Annotated in this window: 18 protein-coding genes; 9 read left to right on the top strand and 9 right to left on the bottom strand. The window is 72.8% G+C overall.

What is annotated here, in order from left to right; translation table 11 throughout:
* Positions 1–102: 102 nt before the first annotated feature.
* Both groL and groES read right to left on the bottom strand, forming a co-directional pair.
* A complete protein-coding gene (gene groL / locus ACIBJE_RS15445) occupies positions 103–1752 on the bottom strand; it encodes a chaperonin GroEL (RefSeq protein WP_396748489.1) in 1650 nt (549 codons plus the stop codon).
* Positions 1753–1822: 70 nt separating this feature from the next.
* Positions 1823–2137, bottom strand: coding sequence for a co-chaperone GroES (gene groES, locus ACIBJE_RS15440; RefSeq protein ID WP_088976050.1), 315 nt, complete (start codon positions 2135–2137; stop codon positions 1823–1825).
* 392 nt (positions 2138–2529) lie between these two features.
* On the opposite strand from groES, the gene ACIBJE_RS15435 reads away from it, so the two are divergent.
* The 8 genes from ACIBJE_RS15435 (at position 2530) to ACIBJE_RS15400 (ending at position 11265) form a co-directional block, all read left to right on the top strand.
* Positions 2530–4092: a chitinase gene (locus ACIBJE_RS15435; protein ID WP_396748487.1), complete on the top strand. Its 1563-nt coding sequence runs from the start codon at positions 2530–2532 to the stop codon at positions 4090–4092.
* A 156-nt stretch (positions 4093–4248) separates the two neighbouring features.
* Positions 4249–5433 (top strand): methyltransferase domain-containing protein, encoded by a 1185-nt coding sequence (locus tag ACIBJE_RS15430; protein WP_396748485.1) that lies wholly within the window; start codon positions 4249–4251, stop codon positions 5431–5433.
* Between the two features lie 9 nt (positions 5434–5442).
* Entirely contained in the window at positions 5443–5922 is a 480-nt protein-coding gene (ybaK, locus tag ACIBJE_RS15425; RefSeq protein ID WP_396748483.1) for a Cys-tRNA(Pro) deacylase, read from the top strand.
* 254 nt (positions 5923–6176) lie between these two features.
* Complete coding sequence (locus ACIBJE_RS15420) at positions 6177–7274, top strand: sugar ABC transporter substrate-binding protein (protein WP_396748481.1); 1098 nt, start codon at positions 6177–6179, stop codon at positions 7272–7274.
* 101 nt (positions 7275–7375) lie between these two features.
* The gene (locus ACIBJE_RS15415; RefSeq protein WP_396748479.1) at positions 7376–8197 is read left to right on the top strand and encodes an ATP-binding cassette domain-containing protein; all 822 of its coding nucleotides are present in this window, start codon (positions 7376–7378) and stop codon (positions 8195–8197) included.
* On the top strand, positions 8194–9453 hold the full coding sequence (locus tag ACIBJE_RS15410) for a sugar ABC transporter permease (RefSeq protein ID WP_396748477.1): 1260 nt from the start codon (positions 8194–8196) through the stop codon (positions 9451–9453). The genes ACIBJE_RS15415 and ACIBJE_RS15410 overlap by 4 nt, the downstream gene beginning before the upstream one ends.
* A 29-nt stretch (positions 9454–9482) precedes the next feature.
* Positions 9483–10661, top strand: coding sequence for an ROK family protein (locus tag ACIBJE_RS15405; protein WP_396748475.1), 1179 nt, complete (start codon positions 9483–9485; stop codon positions 10659–10661).
* A 226-nt stretch (positions 10662–10887) separates the two neighbouring features.
* Positions 10888–11265 (top strand): hypothetical protein, encoded by a 378-nt coding sequence (locus ACIBJE_RS15400; RefSeq protein WP_396748473.1) that lies wholly within the window; start codon positions 10888–10890, stop codon positions 11263–11265.
* Positions 11266–11422: 157 nt separating this feature from the next.
* On the opposite strand, the gene ACIBJE_RS15395 is transcribed toward ACIBJE_RS15400, so the two are convergent.
* Entirely contained in the window at positions 11423–12043 is a 621-nt protein-coding gene (locus ACIBJE_RS15395) for a CGNR zinc finger domain-containing protein (protein ID WP_396748471.1), read from the bottom strand.
* An 89-nt stretch (positions 12044–12132) separates the two neighbouring features.
* Between ACIBJE_RS15395 and ACIBJE_RS15390 the strand changes: the two genes are divergently transcribed.
* Positions 12133–12687, top strand: a complete 555-nt coding sequence (locus ACIBJE_RS15390) for a hypothetical protein (RefSeq protein ID WP_396748469.1) — start codon at positions 12133–12135, stop codon at positions 12685–12687.
* Between the two features lie 53 nt (positions 12688–12740).
* On the opposite strand, the gene ACIBJE_RS15385 is transcribed toward ACIBJE_RS15390, so the two are convergent.
* The 6 genes from ACIBJE_RS15385 to tsaB form a co-directional block, all read right to left on the bottom strand.
* Entirely contained in the window at positions 12741–14588 is a 1848-nt protein-coding gene (locus ACIBJE_RS15385; protein WP_396748467.1) for an ABC transporter ATP-binding protein, read from the bottom strand.
* Positions 14588–16291: an ABC transporter transmembrane domain-containing protein gene (locus tag ACIBJE_RS15380; RefSeq protein WP_396748465.1), complete on the bottom strand. Its 1704-nt coding sequence runs from the start codon at positions 16289–16291 to the stop codon at positions 14588–14590. Before ACIBJE_RS15380 ends, ACIBJE_RS15385 begins: the two co-directional genes overlap by 1 nt.
* Positions 16292–16358: 67 nt before the next feature.
* Positions 16359–16613: a hypothetical protein gene (locus tag ACIBJE_RS15375; RefSeq protein ID WP_396748463.1), complete on the bottom strand. Its 255-nt coding sequence runs from the start codon at positions 16611–16613 to the stop codon at positions 16359–16361.
* A 66-nt stretch (positions 16614–16679) separates the two neighbouring features.
* Positions 16680–17726 (bottom strand): tRNA (adenosine(37)-N6)-threonylcarbamoyltransferase complex transferase subunit TsaD, encoded by a 1047-nt coding sequence (gene tsaD / locus ACIBJE_RS15370; RefSeq protein ID WP_396748461.1) that lies wholly within the window; start codon positions 17724–17726, stop codon positions 16680–16682.
* 26 nt (positions 17727–17752) lie between these two features.
* Positions 17753–18286 carry a GNAT family N-acetyltransferase gene (locus ACIBJE_RS15365; RefSeq protein WP_396748459.1) on the bottom strand — a complete coding sequence of 178 codons (534 nt, stop codon included), beginning with the start codon at positions 18284–18286 and terminating at the stop codon, positions 17753–17755.
* Positions 18283–18960, bottom strand: coding sequence for a tRNA (adenosine(37)-N6)-threonylcarbamoyltransferase complex dimerization subunit type 1 TsaB (tsaB, locus tag ACIBJE_RS15360; protein WP_396748457.1), 678 nt, complete (start codon positions 18958–18960; stop codon positions 18283–18285). The genes ACIBJE_RS15365 and tsaB overlap by 4 nt, the downstream gene beginning before the upstream one ends.
* Positions 18961–18969 lie beyond the last annotated feature (9 nt).

Raw genomic sequence — 18969 nt, 5'->3', positions numbered from 1 at the left:
GACGCAGGGCACGCCGTCACGGGGACGGCGTGCCCTGCGGTCCGAGGTGCCGGCGGATGCCCCGGGGGAGCGGCGCACCCGCCGTACCGTGTCGCGGACGGCTCAGAAGCCGGGGCCGTGCTGGTGGCCGTGGCCGTGGCCGTGGGAGTGCCCGTGGCCACCGGCGGCCGGCTCGGCCTTCTCCGGCTTCTCCACCACCAGGCTCTCGGTGGTGAGCAGCAGGCCGGCGATGGACGCGGCGTTGGTGACCGCGTTGCGGGTCACCTTCACCGGGTCGATGATGCCGTTGCCGACCAGGTCGACGTACTGCCCGGTGGCGGCGTCGAGGCCGTGGCCCCACTCCTGGCCGATGACCTTCTGCACGACGACGTAGCCGTCGTGGCCGGCGTTCTGGGCGATCCAGCGCAGCGGCTCGACCAGCGCCTTGCGCACGATCGAGACGCCGACCTTCTCCTCGCCGGTGAAGCCGAGGTCGTCGTCGAGCGTCGGGAGGATCTGCGCGAGGGCGGCACCGCCGCCGGGCACCGTGCCCTCCTCGACCGCGGCCTTGGTCGCCGCGATGGCGTCCTCGATGCGGTGCTTGCGCTCCTTCATCTCGACCTCGGTCGCCGCGCCCACCTTGATGACGGCGACGCCACCGGAGAGCTTCGCCAGCCGCTCGGCCAGCTTCTCCCGGTCCCACTCGGAGTCCGACGCCTCGATCTCCTTGCGGATCTGCGCGACCCGGTCGGCGACCTCGGTGTCCTGACCGCCACCGTCGACGATGGTGGTGTTCTCCTTGTCGACGACCACGCGGCGGGCGGTGCCGAGCGCCTCCAGCCCGATCTGGTCGAGCTTGTAACCCAGCTCCGGCGCGACCAGCTCGGCGCCGGTCTGGATCGCCATGTCCTGGAGCATCGCCTTGCGACGGTCACCGAAGCCCGGGGCCTTGACCGCGCAGACCTTGATGGTCTTGCGCAGCGCGTTGACCACCAGCGTGGAGAGCGCCTGGCCCTCGACGTCCTCGGCGACGATCAGCAGCGGCTTGCTGTCGGCGAGGACCTTCTCCAGCAGCGGCAGCAGCTCCTCGATCGCCGAGATCTTCTGCGTGGTGATCAGGATGTACGGGTTCTCCAGGACCGCTTCCTGCGACTCCAGGTCGGTCACGAAGTTCGGCGAGATGAAGCCCTTGTCGAACTGGAGGCCCTCGGTCACCTCCAGCTCGGTGTGCAGGGCGGAGCCCTCCTCGACGGTGATGACACCGTCCCGGCCGACCTTCTCCATCGCCTCGGCGATCAGCTCGCCGATGGTGGCGTCCTGCGCCGAGATCGTCGCCACGTGGGCGATCGACGTCTTGTCGGCCACCTCGACGGCCCGGTCGAGCAGGGCCTCGGAGACCTTGGCCGCCGCCGCGTCGATGCCGCGCTTGAGGCCGGCCGGGTTGGTCCCGGCGGTCACGTTGCGCAGGCCCTCGCGGACCATGGCCTGGGCGAGCACGGTGGCGGTGGTGGTCCCGTCGCCGGCGACGTCGTTGGTCTTGGTCGCCACCTCCTTGACCAGCTGCGCGCCGAGGTTCTCGTACGGGTTGGTGAGCTCGATCTCCTTGGCGATGGTGACCCCATCGTTGGTGATCGTCGGCGCACCGAATTTCTTGTCCAGGACGACGTTGCGCCCGCGCGGGCCGAGAGTGACCTTGACCGCGTCCGCGAGGGCGTTGACACCGTGCTCGAGCAGGTGCCGGGCGTCATCCGAGAAGCTCAGGATCTTCGCCATCAATATCCCTTCGAAGCGTTGCTGCCCCGGCCCGGCGAGCCGGACCGGGGCAGCGACACTGATCGGTTGGTTACTTCTCGATGACCGCGAGGACGTCGCGGGCGGAGAGCACCAGGTACTCCTCGCCGGCGTACTTGACCTCGGTGCCGCCGTACTTCGAGTAGATGACGGTGTCGCCGACCTGCACGTCAACCGGGATCCGGTTGCCCTTGTCGTCGACGCGGCCCGGGCCGACAGCGAGGACGGTGCCCTCCTGCGGCTTCTCCTTGGCGGTGTCGGGGATCACGATGCCCGACGCCGTGGTGGTCTCAGCCTCGTTCGCCTGGACCAGGATCCGGTCCTCGAGCGGCTTGATCGCAACCTTGGTCGCGGTAGTCACGGGCATACCCTCCTGGGGTACTTGGTTTCGTTACCGGTCGGCGGGGCCGACCAGCGTCAATCTGCCACATGCCACCGGGCGGGGCCGTCGTCGCGGGTGCCGGTCCGCCTGGCGTTCAACCCCCGGGCGAGGCCCGGAAGCTGGCACCCTCGATGGGAGAGTGCTAATCGCAGATTAGGCCGCCGCTAGCACTCCGTCAAGGAGAGTGCCAACGACGGCGGGGCGCGTCGCCCCGACCGGAACCCTTCGCCACCCCGGCGGGCGACCACCCACGCCGCCACCACTCCCGGTCCACCGCCGGGACCGAGCCGATCACCGGCACACCTGGACAATTACAGTTAACAATCCTAATAATTAGGCATCCGTCGATCCGACGGCTCTCCTACCGGGAGGTCCGGATGCGTCGCCCTGTCCCGAGACCGCTGCTGGCCGCCGTCGCGGCCCTCGCCGCCATCACCGCCACCACCCTCGTCGTCGCCGCACCGGCCCAGGCCGCCGGTCCGACCGCCACCTTCGTCAAGACCGCCGACTGGGGCACCGGATGGGAGGGGCGCTACACCGTCACCAACGGCGGCCCGACCAGCATCACCAGCTGGCAGGTCGCCTTCACCCTGCCGACCGGCACCACCCTCGGCTCCTACTGGGACGCCACGCTGACCAGCGCCGGCGGGCGGCACACCTTCACCAACCGTTCGTGGAACGGCACCGTCGCACCCGGCGCCTCGGTGTCGTTCGGCTTCCTGGCCACCGGCTCCGGCTCCCCCACCAACTGCACGATCAACGGCGCGCCCTGCACCGGCGGCCCGCCGACCACCCCGCCGCCCACGACCCCGCCCCCCACCACCCCACCGCCCACGACCCCGCCCCCCACCACCCCACCGCCCACGACCCCGCCGCCGACCACTCCGCCGCCGACCACCCCGCCGCCCGGCGGGCTGCCCCGGCACGCGCTGATCGGCTACCTGCACGCCAGCTTCGCCAACGGCTCGGGCTACCTGCGGATGGCCGACGTGCCGGCGGACTGGGACATCATCAACCTGGCCTTCGGTGAGCCGACCACGGTCACTTCGGGCGACATCCGTTTCCAGCTCTGCCCGGCGACCGAGTGCCCGGGAGTGGAGACGGAGGCCCAGTTCGTCTCGGCGATCCGTGCCAAGCAGGCGCAGGGCAAGAAGGTGCTGCTCTCCATCGGCGGACAGAACGGTCAGGTCCAGCTCACCACCACCGCCGCCCGGGACACCTTCGTCCGGTCGGTGTCGGCCATCATCGACCGGTACGGCCTGAACGGCCTCGACATCGACTTCGAGGGTCACTCGCTCTACCTGGACGCCGGGGACACTGACTTCCGCAACCCGACCACGCCGGTGATCGTCAACCTGATCTCGGCGATCCGCACCCTCAAGCAGCGGTACGGGGCCAACTTCGTGCTCACCATGGCGCCGGAGACGTTCTTCGTCCAGCTCGGCTACCAGTACTACGGGCAGGGCCCGTGGGGCGGGCAGGACCCGCGCTCCGGGTCGTACCTGCCGGTGATCCACGCACTGCGCAACGACCTCACCGTACTGCACGTCCAGGACTACAACTCGGGACCGATCATGGGACTGGACAACCAGTACCACACGATGGGCAGCGCGGACTTCCACATCGCGATGACGGACATGCTGCTGGCCGGCTTCCCGGTCGCCGGCAACCCCGACCGGATCTTCCCGGCGCTGCGTGAGGACCAGGTGGCCTTCGGGGCACCCTCCTCCCCCAGCGCCGGCAACGGCTACCTCGCCCCGGCCGGGGTACAGGCCGCAGTGAATTGCCTGGTGAAGGGGCAGAGCTGCGGGTCGTACGCGCCGCGCAGCGGGACCAACCCGGCCTTCCGGGGGCTGATGACCTGGTCGATCAACTGGGACCGGTTCTACGCGTGGGAGTTCCGCCTGCACCACGGCCCGTTCCTCAGGGCGCTGCCCTGACCGGGCGGGGTCCGGGTGCCTGCAGGGGTCCCCTGTTCGACAAGAAGCGGTAACAAGGGACCCCTGCTACCTTCCGAACCCGGCCCCGCCACACGTCCAGGACCGGCGGGCGAGGTGGTCGACGGGCGGCGGCGCCGGCCGTCCAGAATGGGTCGGGTGGATCTCGACCAGTTCGCCGCCCTGCGTACCCCCGAGGGGTCGGCCGCGCTCGACGCGGCGACGCGGGTGGCCGGCGGTGACCCGCTGACCGCGGCGGCCGCGCTCCGCTCGGCCGGCGTGCCGGCCGGCCTGGCCGCCGCCGCGCTCACCCAGGCCGAGCTGCGGCGACGCGCGACCGGCAAGTTCGGCCCGGAGGCGGCCGGGATGTTCCTCACCCGCGCCGGCCTGGAGCAGGCGACCCGGCGCGTGGTGGCCGACCGGCGCGCCGCGCGGTTGCGGGACGCCGGGGTACGCACCCTCGCCGACCTGGGCTGCGGTCTCGGGGCGGACGCGCTCGCCGCCGCCCGCGCCGGCATCCGGGTGTACGGGGTGGAGGCCGATCCACTGACCGCCGCGATGGCTACCGCGAACGCCGGGGCGGCCGGGCTGGCCGACTCGTTCACCGTGGCGTGCGGCGACGCGACCGCGTTCGACGTGTCCCGGATGGACGGGGTCTTCTGCGATCCGGCACGCCGCAGCACCGGCACCGGCCGGCGGATCTTCGATCCGAGGTCGTACTCACCCCCGTGGGACTTCGTGACCGCCCTCGCCGCGCGGGTGCCGCACACGGTGGTGAAGGTGGCCCCGGGGCTGGACCACGCGCTGATCCCGGCCGGCGCGGAGGCCGAGTGGGTCAGCGTCGACGGCGATCTGGTGGAGGCGGCGCTCTGGTGCGGCCGGCTGGCCGATCTCCCGCGCCGGGCGACCGTGCTGCGCGACGGGCGGGTGCACCAGCTCACCGGCTCGGGCACCGAGGAGGCTCCGGTCGGCCCGGTCCGGCGCTACCTGTACGACCCGGATCCGGCGGTGGTCCGCGCGCACCTGGTCGCCGAACTCGCCGCCACGCTGGACGCGACGATCGCCGACCCGAGCATCGCCTACCTGTACGCGGACACCCCCGCCGTGACCCCCTTCGCGCGCTGTCTGGAGGTCACCGACGTGCTGCCGTTCTCGCTGAAGCGGCTCCGTGCCCTGCTGCGCGACCGCCGGGTGGGGCGGGTGGAGATCCTCAAGCGCGGCTCGGCGCTGGAGCCGGAGCGGCTCCGGCGCGACCTGCGGCTCGCCGGCGACCAGGCGGCGAGCGTGGTGCTCACCCGGGTCGCCGGGGCACCGACCGCGTTGGTCTGCCGTCCGGCCGGTTAGATTGGGCACGTGGCGGGACGGGGAACACCGGCGACGGCGCTGCTGGTCAAGCGCGGGGTCGGGCACAGCGTCCACCCGTACGACGTCCCGCCGGACACCCCGAACTACGGCGCCGAGGTCGCCGCGGCGCTCGGCGTGCCGGCCGACCGCGTGTTCAAGACCCTGGTGACCGAGGTGGACGGCGCGCTGACCGTGGCGGTCGTCCCGGTCACCGGTGAGCTGGACCTCAAGGCGCTCGCGGGGGCGGCCGGCGGGAAGCGGGCCGTCCTCGCCGACCGGTCCCTCGCCGAACGCGCCACCGGTTACGTGCGGGGCGGCATCAGTCCGCTGGGCCAGCGCCGACGGCTGCCGACGGTGCTGGACGCCTCGGCCCTGGACTTCCCGACCGTCTACGTCTCGGCCGGGCGGCGTGGGCTCCAGGTCCAGCTCGCCCCGTCGGACCTGGTCGCGCTGACCGGGGCGGGCACCGCGCCGATCGCCACCCGCTGAGCGGCGGTCCGCCACCGCTCGTCCGGCCCCTCACCGTCCCCGCGCCGCCCGACCGGCCGGCGAGGCGTTGATCATCTTCGTTCGACCCGGTGCCCGCGACGGCCGTCCGACCTGCGCGTTTCGTTGGCGTTGCTGAATTGTTACCGCAGCCAACAAATCCATGACCTCGGCAGTCTTGCGCTCGGAGTGTGACGCGGAATACGTTGCCGGACACAACAAAACAACACACCCCCACCCCGAAAGGAACCCCGCACATGCGCAGAGGGATCCTCACCATCGCGACCGTGGGCCTGCTCGTCACCGGCGGCGTGGCCGCCTGCGGCGACGACTCGGGCAGCGACAACGACGCCGGCTCCGACAAGAAGCCCAAGATCGGCGTGATCCTGCCGGACAGCAAGTCCTCCGGCCGCTGGGAGAACGCCGACCGCAAGTTCCTGGAGGCGGCCTTCAAGGCAGCCGGTGTCGAGGCGGTCATCCAGAACGCCCAGGACGACAAGAACCAGTTCCAGACCATCGCCGACCAGATGATCACCGGCGGGGTGACCGCTCTGATGATCGTCAACCTGGACTCCGGAACCGGCAAGGCCGTGCTGGAAAGGGCGAAGTCGCAGGGTGTGGCGACCATCGACTACGACCGGCTCACGCTGGGCGGCAGCGCCGAGTACTACGTCAGCTTCGACAACGAGGTGGTCGGCAAGCTCCAGGGCGAGGGCCTGACGAAGTGCCTGACCGACAAGGGCGTGCAGAAGCCGGTGGTGGCTTACCTCAACGGCTCCCCCACCGACAACAACGCCACCCTGTTCAAGAACGGCTACGACTCGGTGCTCAAGCCGAAGTTCGACTCCGGCGAGTACGTCAAGGGGCCGGAGCAGTCCGTCCCGGCCTGGGACAACGCCCAGGGCGCCACGCTGTTCGAGCAGATGCTGACCCAGACCGGCGGCAAGATCGACGGCGTGCTCGCGGCGAACGACGGCCTCGGCAACGCCGCCATCTCGGTGCTCAAGAAGAACAAGCTCAACGGCAAGGTCCCGGTGACCGGGCAGGACGCCGACGTGCAGGGCCTGCAGAACATCCTCGCCGGTGACCAGTGCATGACCGTCTACAAGGCGATCAAGCAGGAGGCCGACGCCGCCGCCGAGCTGGCCATCGGGCTGGCCAAGGGCGAGCGCAAGGAGACCGGGCAGACGGTGAAGGACCCGGAGAGCGGCCGTGACGTGCCCTCCGTCCTGCTCACCCCGAAGCTGATCTTCAAGGAGAACGTCAAGGACGTGGTGGCGGACGGCTTCGTCACCAAGGAGGCGCTCTGCACCGCCGAGTACGCCAAGCTCTGCGCCGAGGCCGGGATCAGCTGACCCGTACCGGTTTCCGGTGCCCACCGGAACGCGGGCGTCACGCAGGGACCGCAACCCCGGTGACGCCCGCCCCGGCGGCTCGACAGACGTGAAGGAGACCCGTGTCCACCACCCCCCTGCTGGAACTACGTGGGATCGACAAGAGCTTCGGTCCGGTCCAGGTCCTGCGTGACGTGGCCTTCTCCGCCCACCCGGGGGAGGTGACCGCCCTGGTCGGCGACAACGGCGCCGGCAAGTCGACGCTGGTCAAGTGCATCAGCGGCATCTACCCCACCGACGCCGGCCAGTTCCTCTTCGACGGCCGGCCGGTCACCATCAACAGCCCCCGGGACGCCGCCGCCCTCGGCATCGAGGTCGTCTACCAGGATCTCGCGCTCTGCGACAACCTCGACATCGTGCAGAACATGTTCCTCGGCCGGGAGAAGCACAGCGGCATCGTGCTCGACGAGCCGACCATGGAACAGATGGCCGCCGAGACCCTGGCCGGGCTGAACGTCCGGACGGTGAAGTCGCTGCGCCAGCACGTCTCCAGCCTCTCCGGCGGCCAACGCCAGACCGTGGCGATCGCCAAGGCGGTGCTCTGGAACAGCAGGCTGGTGGTCCTGGACGAGCCGACCGCCGCACTCGGCGTCGCACAGACCGCCCAGGTGCTCGAACTGGTCCGGCGGCTCGCCGACAACGGCCTGGCCGTCGTGCTCATCTCGCACAACATGAACGACGTCTTCGCGGTCTCCGACCGGATCGCCGCGCTCTACCTCGGGCAGATGGTCGCCCAGGTGAAGACCACCGACATCACCCACGCCCAGGTGGTCGAACTGATCACCGCCGGCCGGTCCGGCGCGCTCGGCCTCGCGACCGGCAACGGCGGGCAGCACCCCGACACCGGCGCATCCGCCGGCAGCACCCCAGGAGCCCTCCGATGACCAGCACCGCCGTGCGCAAGGTCGGTCCGATGGCGGTCACCGACACGCCGACCGTGGGCGGCCACGTCCGCAACTACATCAGCCGGGTACGCGGCGGCGACATCGGCGCGCTGCCGGCCGTCCTGGGACTGGTCGTGCTCTGCACGGTCTTCTCGATCATGCGACCGTCGTTCCTGTCGGCGCAGAACTTCGCCAACCTCTTCACCCAGGGCGCGGCGGTCACGCTGATCGCGATGGGGCTGGTCTTCGTCCTGCTGCTCGGCGAGATCGACCTCTCCGCCGGCTTCGCCAGCGGGGTCTGCGCCGCCGTACTGGCCAACATCGTCACCAAGGCGGGCTGGCCGTGGTACGTCGCGGTGCTCGCGGCCATCGCCACCGGCCTGGTCATCGGGCTCGTCCTCGGCTCCCTGGTCGCGAAGATCGGCATTCCGTCCTTCGTGGTCACCCTCGCCGCCTTCCTCGCCTTCCAGGGCGTCGTGCTGCTGTTGATCAGCGGCGGCAGTAACATCTCCGTCCGCGACGAGGTGCTGGTGGCGATCGCCAACCGTAACCTGACGCCGACGCTCGGCTGGCTGTTCTTCGCCGTCGTGGTCGGCGGGTACGCGGCGGTGCAGCTCCTGCGCCACCGCAAGCGGACCGCCCGGGGCCTGCTCGCCGACCCGTTCCCGGTGGTGCTGGCCCGGATCGGCGGGCTGGCGGTCATCCTCGGCCTGGCGGTCTACATCCTCAACCTGGAGCGCAGCCGTAACGTCCTGATCAGCTCGCTCAAGGGCGTGCCGATCGTGGTGCCCATCATCGCGGTCCTGCTGATCTTCTGGACCTTCGTGCTCCAGCGCACCAGCTACGGCCGGCACGTCTACGCGGTCGGCGGCAACCGGGAGGCGGCCCGCCGGGCCGGCATCAACGTCGACCGGATCCGGATCTCGGTCTTCGTGATCTGCTCGACGATGGCCGCCGTCGGGGGCATCGTGGCCGCCAGCCGGGCCAACTCCGTCGACCCGAACACCGGGGGCAGTAACGTACTGCTCTACGCCGTCGGCGCGGCGGTGATCGGCGGGACCAGCCTCTTCGGTGGCAAGGGGCGGGTGCTCGACGCGGTGCTCGGCGGCGCGGTGGTCGCGGTGATCGACAACGGCATGGGTCTGATGGGCTACGAGGCCGGGGTCAAGTACGTGGTCACCGGGGTCGTGCTGCTGCTCGCCGCGAGCGTCGACGCGTTCTCCCGACGACGCGCCGCCGCCACCGGCAACCGCTGACCACGTCCCTCGACCGGAGTACCAGGAGCATGCGCACAGGACCCAGCCAGGACGAGATCCGCCGGCAGAACCTCGGCGCGCTGCTCCGCTTCGTCCACGTGCACGGGGCGACCTCGCGGGCGGAACTCACCACCGCCCTGGGACTGAACCGCAGCACGATCGGCGCGCTCACCGCCGACCTGGCCGGCGCGGGCCTGGTCAGCGAGGGAGCGCCGAAGGAGACCGGCCGGGCCGGACGACCCTCGCTGGTCGTCCGGCCCGAGTCGGAACGGGTCTTCGCGTACGCCTTCAGTGTCGAGGTGGACCGGCTGCGGGCCGCCCGGGTCGGGCTCGGCGGTGAACTGCTCGACCGCCGGGAACTGCCCCGGCCGCACGGCCCGGCGGTGGCGGAGGCCGCGCCGCTGCTCACCGCCATGGTCAAGGAGATGGATCAGGACAGCCCGGCCGGTGCGGTCTGCGTCGGCGCGGGCGTGGCGGTGGTCGGCATGGTCCGCCGGGACGACGGTCTGGTCCGCTCCAACCCCACCACCGGCTGGGTCGACGAGCCCTTCGGCGAACTGCTCCGCGCCGGGTTGGGCACCGGACACCCGGTCGCCGTCGGCAACGTCGCCGACCTGGCGGTCCTCGCCGAACACGTCCGTGGCGTGGCGGTGGGCTGCGACAACGTCATCTACCTGCATGGCGACGCGGGCGTCGGGGCGGGCATCATCGCCGGTGGGCGGCGGGTCACCGGGCACGCCGGCTACGGCGGCGAGGTCGGCCACATGGTGGTCAACCCCGGCGGGCACCCGTGCGGCTGCGGTTCCCGGGGCTGCTGGGAGACCGAGATCGGCGGACCCGCGCTGCTGCGGGCCGCCGGCCGCGACGGCGTGGAGGGCCAGGACGCCGTCCTGTCCGTGGTGGACCCGGCGGCGCGCGGCGACGCCAGCGCCCAGGCCGCGGTCCGCCAGGCCGGTGACTGGCTCGGCTTCGGCGTCGCCAACCTGGTCAACATCCTCAACCCGGAGATGGTCGTCTTCGGCGGCACCATGCGGGACCTCTACCTCGCCGCAGCGGCGCAGGTACGCAGCCGGCTCAACTCGATGGCGCTGGCCGCCTGCCGGGAACACGTCCGGTTACGCACCCCGAAGCTGGGCGACGAAGCGCCCCTGATCGGCGCGGCCGAGCTGGCCTTCGAGCGGCTCCTCGCCGATCCGCTCGACGTCTGACGCCGTCTGAGGCAGCCGGCCCCGCCCAGACCCACCGGATCGGGTCGCCCCGTTGCCGAGCAGGTCGTGCCGGCCAGCAGAGTTGCCGCGCAGGTGTGGGGCCGAGTGGGGAAGTTCCGTGAACCAATCCACCCGGGGCATCCGTGTCCCCGGTAGACGAACACGTTACGCGCTCGTCTGGACTGGTCCACGGCAAACATCCCACTACAAAGCCCTAGGAGCCCAAATGGCAGCTTTGACTCGCATGCGCAAGACGTGGCGACCGGTCGTGGTCGGCGCCCTGGTCCTGGCCGGGCTGACCACCGCCGCGACGCCGGCAGCGGCAGCGACCAACCGGACCGGGCTCTGCAACAAGGGAACCGGCTTCTCGTCGACCCTGGAGTTCCCCTGGCGGGGCGGGTTCACCAGCCATGTGGTGGGGCCGGGCAAGTGTTGGAGCATCACGCTCGCCGCCGGCAGCACCGAGCCGGTGAACGTGTTTGTCCACGGCAACGGCGCGAAGGTCTTCCTCGGTTCGAAGACGATCAAGACGGGCGAGCACAACGTGTTCCGGACCAAGGGCACCTCGGTCTGGTCGGCCCAGTACTGGTTCTCGCACAGCTGACGGAAGCTCTCGCACAGCTGACGGCTGTGGAAGCCCCCGCGCGGGCCTCTGGTCGCGCGGGGGCCGAGCAGGCCCCGGAGGCCCGCGACATGCTCGCCGCCTCGGTGGCTCTCCGGCGTCGAGCGGGGCTCGGGGCTGAGAGTGAAGGGCCTTCAGCTCAATGATGGCCGGGCCGGCGGTGGCGGGTGGCGTAGGCACGGACCTTCGCGCGGTTGCCGCAGACCGCCATGCTGCACCAGCGCCGCCGGCCACGCGGGTCGAGGAAGAGCCAGCCGCAGTCGTCGCCGGGGCAGGCCCGCACCCGGTGCCGGTCCGCCGTGGTGAGCAGGTCGGCGGCGGCCCGGCCGCAGGCGAGCAGGGGCAGGGCCAGCCCCGCCTTCCCGTCGAGGGTCCACCGCGCGGTCCCCTCCGCGTCGGCGCGGAGCCGGGAATCGGCGGCGGCGCGCTCGGCGACGACCGCGACGACGTCGAACGCGGCGGTGTCGCCGGGCGTCAGCAGGACGGCGCGCAGGGCGGCCCGCAGCGTCCTCGTCTCCGCCAGCACCCGGTCGGCCGCGTCCGGCTGCTCGTGGGCCGCCGCCCGGAGCCGGCGCACCGTGACGGCGTCGAGCAGGTGCGCGTGCCCGGCCCAGACGGCGAGCCGGTCGTAGTCGCGCAGCCATTCCCGGTGCGGCGCGGGCGACTCGTCCCACCCACCCCAGGTGTTGCAGAGCTCCAGTCCACGGTGGCCGGCGAGCAGCACCGGCATGGGGTGACCGTCGACGTCGATCCAGTGCACCCGGCCAGTATGCCTTGACGGGACGCCAGCTAACCAGTCAACCTTTGCACACCGGTTACTCAGCCTCTCGCGGTTAGGCGGTGGTGGTGATGCGCAGGCTCGTCCGGACGGCGCTGGTGGGCACGGTCGCGCTCGGTTCCCTCCTGGCGGGGGCACCCGCGTCCGCAGTCGACGGACCGGTCGACGGGGCACGGCCCGGCGGTTACCGGCCGGAGCCCTGGCGCACCTGGGTGCAGGAGGAGTGGAGCGCCCCGGCCGGCCGGTACTGCTCCTTCCCGCTCCAGGTGCGGGTGGTCAGCCAGGACGTCCGGGTCCGGGTGGTAGCCCGGTACCCCGACGGCGCGGTCCGCCGGGAGGAGTTCGCCGGCCCGCTGGTCGTCGACTTCGTCAACGGCGACACCGGACGGACCGCACGGCGGGACGCGGGCGGCTCCGGTGCCGCCGACCACCGGCCGGACGGCACCTGGTCCCGCTACACCATCGTCGGCCCCGCCGGCTTCGGCTTCCGGCCCGGGGACCACCACGCCCGGGGCTACTACCTCCTCGACGGGCTGCACGTGATCACGTTCGACGCCGACGGCACCCGTCGACTGACCGTCGCCGTCGGCGAGCAGGAGAACGTCTGCCTGGCCCTCGGGGACTGACCTGCCCGGCCCGGACGGCTGACGGTCCGCGCGCGGCGTGACCGGGCGGCGGGTCAGGGGCGGGGGCCGTGCCAGGAACGCCAGAGGTCCGCGTACGAGCCGCCCCGGGCGAGCAGGTCGGCGTGCGACCCGAGTTCGGTGATCCGGCCGTCCTCCACCACCGCCACCCGGTCGGCGTCGTGCGCGGAGAATAGCCGGTGCGCGATCGCGATCACCGTACGGCCCTCCAGCACGGCCGCGAGCGACCGTTCCAGGTGCCGCGCCGCGCGTGGGTCGATCAGCGAGGTCGCCTCGTCCAGCACCAGGGTGTGCGGGTCGGCCAGCACCAGTCGGGCCAGGGCGAGCTGCTGCGCCTGCGCGGCGCTGAGCGGGTGCCCGCCCGCGCCGACCGGGGTCGCCAGGCCTTCGGGCAGGGCGTCGGCCCAGTCCAGCGCGTCCACGGCGGCCAGCGCCGCGCGGACGTCCGCGTCGGTGGCGGCCGGACGGACCATCGCCACGTTCTCCCGCAGCGTGCCGATGAAGACGTGGTGTTCCTGGGTGACCAGGGCGACGTGTCGGCGCAGCTCGGCCAGGGGAAGTTCGGTCAGGGGTCGCCCGTCCACGGTGACCGACCCGGTGCCCGGGGCGTGCACGCCGGCCAGGAGCCGACCCAGCGTCGACTTGCCCGCCCCGGACGGACCGACCATGGCCAGCCGTTCCCCCGGCTCCGGGACCAGGGTCACGCCGTGCAGCACGTCCCGCCCCTGGCGGTAGGCGAACGTGACGTCCCGGACGGCGAGTCGACCGTCCCCCGGACGACCGACCGCCCCGCCGGCCGGGGACGTGCCAACCAGGGAGGCGCCGACCGGAGACGCGCCGGCGGGACTCACCCCGGTTTCACTCGACGCGGACCGGTTCGCGGCCGGTTCGTCGCCGGTGGGCCCGTCCGGGGCGGCCACGCCGAGCAGCCGGGCCAGCGACGCGCCGCCGACCTGGAGCTCGTCCAGCCACGCGAGCAGCCGGTCGACCGGCTCGATGAGCTGCTGCGTGTAGAGGGTGGCCGCGGTGACCTGGCCGAGGGTCACCCAACCCTCCAGGTAGAACCAGCCGCCGACGACCAGGGTCGCCACCACCGGCACCAGGTACCCGATCTCGGTGACCGGGAAGAAGATCGTCCGCAGCCACAGGGTGTACCGCTCGGCCGCGTACGACCGGCGGATGTCGGCGTCGGTGCGGGCCCGTCGGCGCGCCTCCTGCCGCAACGCCTCGGTGGTCCGCGAGCCCTCGACGGCCTCGCTGATCCCGTCGGTGATGTCCGCGTAGGCGGCGTTCTCCCGCAGGTAGCCGGCGGTGGCCCGGCGCAGGTACCAGCGGGTGCCGACGACCAGCATCGGCACCGCGACCAGGCAGGGCAGCACCAGCAGCGGGCCGATCAGCAGCAGCGCCCCGAGGACGAACCCGGCGGTGACCACCGCGATCAGGGTCTCGGGCACCGCCAGCCGGACCGTCCGGGACAGCGCGGCGACGTCCCGCGAGGTCCGGGTGAGCAGGTCACCGGTGCCGGCCCGCTCCACCGTGGCCAGCGGCAGGGCCAGGATCCGGTCGACGAACTCCTCCCGCAGCGCGGCGAGCACCCGCTCCCCCAGCCGCGCGGAGGCGACGTGCGCGAGGCGCAGCAGCACCGACTGGGCCACCACGAACCCGGCGATGGCCAGCACGATCGTGTCGACCGGGGTGCTCCGATCGCCCTGGGAGACCCCCTCGACCAGGTCGCCGAGCAGGCGCGGCCCGGCCAGTCCGGCCGCTGCGGCCAACGCGTGCAGGGCGAGAGCGCCGGCCAGCGCGGCCGGATGACGGCGGGCCAGCGTGCGGGCGTACCGGCGGACCTGTGCCGCGTCCGCGACCGGCAGGGCGGTGGCCATCAGCTCTCCCCCCGGCTGACCGTCGCGGCGTACCGGGGCTCGGTGCCGAGCAGGTCCTCGTGCCGGCCCTCGGCGACCACCTTGCCGTCCTCCACCACGATCACGTGGTCGGCCCGCCCGAGCACCAGCGGGCTGGTGGTACAGACCAGTGTGGTCCGGCCGGCCCGAGCTGACCCGAGACGGGACGCGATCCGCGCCTCGGTGTGCGCGTCCACCGCGCTGGTCGGCTCGACCAGCAGCAGGATCTCCGGGTCGGCGGCCAGCGCCCGGGCCAGCCGCAGGCGCTGCTGCTGGCCGCCGGAGAACTCCCGGCCCCGCTCGGCCACCGGGCTGTCCAGCCCGTCCGGCAGAGCCTCGACGATGTCGGTCGCACTCGCCGCCGCCAGTGCCCTGGCGATCGTGGCGTCGTCGGCGACGCCGTGCGGGTCCAGCTCCGCGCGGAGCACGCCGGTGAAGAGATGCGCGTCGTTGTCGGCCACCAGGATCCGCTCCCGCACCGTCGCCAGCGCCACGTCCCGCAGCGGTACGCCGTCCAGCGTCGCGTCCGAGTCCACGTACCGGCCGAGCCGGTCGGTGATCGCGACGGCGTCGGCCGGCTCGGCGGCGACCAGCGCGGTGAGCCGGCCGGGGCGGACCACCACCCCGGACTCGGGATCGACCAGTTCCCCCGGTCCGTCGGGCAGTGGCACCGGGCGGGCCGGGTCGGTCAGCTCCGGGGCCAGCCGGAGCAGGTCGACCACCCGACGGGCCGCCACGTGTCCCCGGGTCAGTTGGTCGATCGTCTCGGTGATCGTGCGCAGCGGGGTGACCAGGAACGCGGTGTAGCCGTAGAAGGCGACGAGTTGGCCCGCGCTGATCTCGCCGCGCAGCGCGAACCGGGCGCCGAGCCAGGTGACCAGGGCGAGGAAGAGACCGGGCAGCAGGATCTGCACCGCCGCCAGCAGCGAGTCGACCCGGGCCACCCGTACCCCCTCGGCGCGCAGCGCCTGGGACTCGGTCCGGTAGCGGTCCGCGACCACCTGCTCGCCACCCACGCCCCGCAGCACCCGCAACCCGCGCACGATGTCCCCGACCCGGGTGGTCAGCCGGCCCTCCTGGTCACGGTAGGTGCGCTGCCGGCGGTGCAGCGGCCGGATGAGCAGCCCGACCGTCGCCATCAGCACCGGCACGCCGAGCACCACCACCAGGCCGAGCGGCAGCGAGGCGGTCAGCAGGATCACCGTGATGGTGACGAGGGCGACCACCGCGCCGCTGCCCCGGGCCAGGATCTCCATCGCGGAGCCGATCTGCCCGATGTCCGACGTGCCGATGCTGACCACCTCACCGGCGGCGACCCGCCGGGGCAGGGTGGCGCCGAGCCGGTTCGCCGCCTCGACGGTGAGCTGCACGGTGCGGTACGCGGCGGCGAGCCAGTTGTACACCGCGCAGCGGTGCCGCAGGACGCCGGCGACGGCCTGGAGCACCCCGAGCCCGAGCAGCACCAGCCCCCAGGCGACCAGCGCGTCGGGGTCACGGGCGGTCAGGCCGGCGTCGATCGCCTGGCCGATGGCCGCCGGGGCGAGCGCCTGGGCCACCATCCAGACGATGCCGAGGCCGATCCCGGCGACCAGGGTGGGGCGGCTCTGGATGGCCAGCCAGACCAGGAAGCGGGCGGCCGACCGGGAGTCGGGGATGCCGGGATCGCCGGCCGGTAGGGAACGCATGACAGAACGAACGTATGCGACGGACACGGAGCGCGCCCGTCACGTCACCCACCGGAGGGTCGGCGTGTCAGCGGTCGACCTGCGTGAAGTCCCAGGAGTGGGCGGGTCGGGCGAGCAGCGTCGGCGGCGGCTCGGGCATCGAGCGGGGCGTGTTGCGCCACTTCGAGATGACCACCACCCGGTGGTCGGTGGAGGTGAAGACCTCGCTGGACAGGTGCAGCGGATCGTGCCCGAACTCCGGCAGCGCGATGTCGCAGACCCAGTCCAGCAGGTCGTCGAAGCCGTACGGCTCGGCGCGGGCCTCCCACATCCGTACGATCACGTCGTCCGCCCCCTGCCTCCGCCTCGCCCCTGCCTCCGGTGCCCTGTCCCGCCTCGTTCGCGAACGTTACCCGCTGACCCTGGTCAGCGGCATGGCCGAATCGGCGGGCAGGTCGAGCCGGCTCGGCGCGACCCCGGCGGCGACCAGGTGCGAGCCGAGCGCGGCGACCATCGCGCCGTTGTCCGTGCACAGCTGCGGCCGGGGCACCCGGACCCGGACACCGCGCTTGGCCGCGCGGTGCTCGGCCATCGCCCGCAACCGGGAGTTGGCCGCCACTCCCCCACCGATGACCAGCGTGTCCACGCCGTGCGACCGGCAGGCGTCCAGCGCCTTGGTCACCAGCACGTCGCAGACCGCCTCCTGGAACGACGCCGCCACGTCGGCGACCGGCACGGGCTCGCCGGCCCGCTGCCGGGCCTCCACCCAGCGGGCCACCGCCGTCTTCAACCCGGAGAAGGAGAAGTCGTACCGATGGGCGGCGAGGTCCTTGGCGGCGGTGAGGCCACGCGGGAAGGTGATCGCCGCCGGATCGCCGGCACGGGCCTCCCGGTCGACGTACGGGCCGCCGGGGAAGGGCAGGCCGAGCAGGCGGGCCACCTTGTCGAACGCCTCACCGGCCGCGTCGTCGATGGTCGCGCCGAGCGGTGTGACGCCCCGGGCCAGGTCGTCGACGAGCAGCAGGGAGGAGTGCCCGCCGGAGACCAGCAGGGCGACCGCCGGTTCGGGCAGCGGGCCGTGCTCCAGGGTGTCCACGGCGACGTGCGCGGCGAGGTGGTTCACCCCGTACACCGGCTTCTCGGCGGCCAGCGCGTAACCCTTGGCGGCGGCCACGCCGACCAGCAACGCGCCGGCCAGCCCGGGACCGGAGGTGACCGCGATCGCGTCGATGTCGGCGATGGTCACCCCGGCCTCGGCGAGCGCCCGGTCCATGGTGGGCACGATCGCCTCCAGGTGGGCGCGACTGGCCACCTCGGGCACCACGCCACCGAACCGGGCATGCTGCTCCACGCTGGAGGCGAGCGCGTCGGCCAGCAGGGTGTGGCCCCGGACGATGCCCACACCGGTCTCGTCGCAGGAGGTCTCGATGCCGAGGATCAGCGGTTCGTCAGCCATCGCGTGTCGTCAGTCCCTGCTGTTCGTCAGTTGCTGGTGCGCCGCATGACCAGCGCGTCGGTGTTGGTCGGTTGGTAGTAGCCGCGCCGGATGCCGACCGGCTCGAAGTCGTACCCGGCGTAGAGCTTCTGGGCCGGGGCGTTGTCCACCGCGACCTCCAGCAGCACGTCGCGGGCGCTCCGGGCGTCCGCCTCGGCGAGCAGCGCCTCCAGCAGGGCCCGGCCGACCCCGCGCCGCTGGGCGTCCCGCCGGACCGCGATGTTCTGCACCCACGCCTCGTCCGGGCCCGCCACGGCGAGCCCGGCGTAGCCGAGCACGTCACCGCTCCCGGGGCCGGAGCCGGGCTCGGAATCGGAGCCGGTGGCGTTGGCGGGATCGGCATCGGTGGCGACCAGGTAGTGGTGCCGGTTGGCCAGCTCGTTCCAGAACATCGCCGCCGACCACTGCTCGACGCCGAAGAGGTCGGCCTCGATCGGCAGTACCGCGTCGATGTGCCACCAGCGGAACCGGTCGACGCGGACCGGTCCGGGCCGCCCACCCGGCGGACCGCCTGCGGTCACGGCAGTACCGACTTGCGGGCGGTGGCCGCCACCGCGTCCGGTCGACGCAGGTAGAGGGGGGTGAGGCGTTCGCCGGGGGCGGCGGCCCGGATCCGTTCGGCGGCCAGCTCGGCCAGCGCGGCAGCCGACGGGTAGCGGGGTTCGGCCCGCAGCGGCAGGCCGAACACGTCGGCGTAGCGGTGCGCGCCGTCGCCGACCATGGCAGTGGCGCCGAGGTCACGGGCCCGCTCGGCGACGAGGGCCGGCACGTCGACGTTCGGCCCGGCGATCCGCTCGCCCGCCCCGTCGTACACCGCCCAGTAGACCTCCCGGCGGCGCGCGTCGCTGGCGGCCAGCACCGGTTCACCGGCGGCGGCCGGGTGCCCGAGGGCGTCCAGCGAGCAGACGCCGTACGTCGGCACACCGAGCACCTGCCCCATGGTGGCGGCGGTGACCAGCCCGACCCGCAGCCCGGTGAACGGCCCCGGACCGAGCCCCGCGACGATCGCGCCCAGGTCGGTGGGACGGACGCCCACCTCGGCGAGCGCGTCCGCGACCTGCGGCGCGAGCAGCTCCCCGTGGGCGCGGGCGTCGACCGTGCGACGCTCCACCCGGAGCGTGACGCCGTCCGCCGCGATCTCCACCAGCGCGGCGGTCACCGCCGGGGTCGAGGAGTCCACCACCAGTACGAGCACGTGCCCACC

It is taken from the genome of Micromonospora sp. NPDC050187 (assembly GCF_044459745.1).
GTDB lineage: Bacteria > Actinomycetota > Actinomycetes > Mycobacteriales > Micromonosporaceae > Micromonospora.
The sequence above is the reverse complement of the archived record's forward strand: the minus strand, read 5'-3'. Positions and strand labels throughout refer to the sequence as shown.

What these genes read in the sequence shown, in the direction of transcription:
- groL (WP_396748489.1), bottom strand. Translation starts at nt 1,752, where the DNA reads ATGGCGAAGATCCTGAGCTTCTCGGATGACGCCCGGCACCTGCTCGAG.
- groES (WP_088976050.1), bottom strand. Translation starts at nt 2,137, where the DNA reads ATGCCCGTGACTACCGCGACCAAGGTTGCGATCAAGCCGCTCGAGGAC.
- ACIBJE_RS15435 (WP_396748487.1), top strand. Translation starts at nt 2,530, where the DNA reads ATGCGTCGCCCTGTCCCGAGACCGCTGCTGGCCGCCGTCGCGGCCCTC.
- ACIBJE_RS15420 (WP_396748481.1), top strand. Translation starts at nt 6,177, where the DNA reads ATGCGCAGAGGGATCCTCACCATCGCGACCGTGGGCCTGCTCGTCACC.
- ACIBJE_RS15410 (WP_396748477.1), top strand. Translation starts at nt 8,194, where the DNA reads ATGACCAGCACCGCCGTGCGCAAGGTCGGTCCGATGGCGGTCACCGAC.
- ACIBJE_RS15405 (WP_396748475.1), top strand. Translation starts at nt 9,483, where the DNA reads ATGCGCACAGGACCCAGCCAGGACGAGATCCGCCGGCAGAACCTCGGC.
- ACIBJE_RS15400 (WP_396748473.1), top strand. Translation starts at nt 10,888, where the DNA reads ATGGCAGCTTTGACTCGCATGCGCAAGACGTGGCGACCGGTCGTGGTC.
- ACIBJE_RS15390 (WP_396748469.1), top strand. Translation starts at nt 12,133, where the DNA reads ATGCGCAGGCTCGTCCGGACGGCGCTGGTGGGCACGGTCGCGCTCGGT.
- ACIBJE_RS15385 (WP_396748467.1), bottom strand. Translation starts at nt 14,588, where the DNA reads ATGGCCACCGCCCTGCCGGTCGCGGACGCGGCACAGGTCCGCCGGTAC.
- ACIBJE_RS15380 (WP_396748465.1), bottom strand. Translation starts at nt 16,291, where the DNA reads ATGCGTTCCCTACCGGCCGGCGATCCCGGCATCCCCGACTCCCGGTCG.
- tsaD (WP_396748461.1), bottom strand. Translation starts at nt 17,726, where the DNA reads ATGGCTGACGAACCGCTGATCCTCGGCATCGAGACCTCCTGCGACGAG.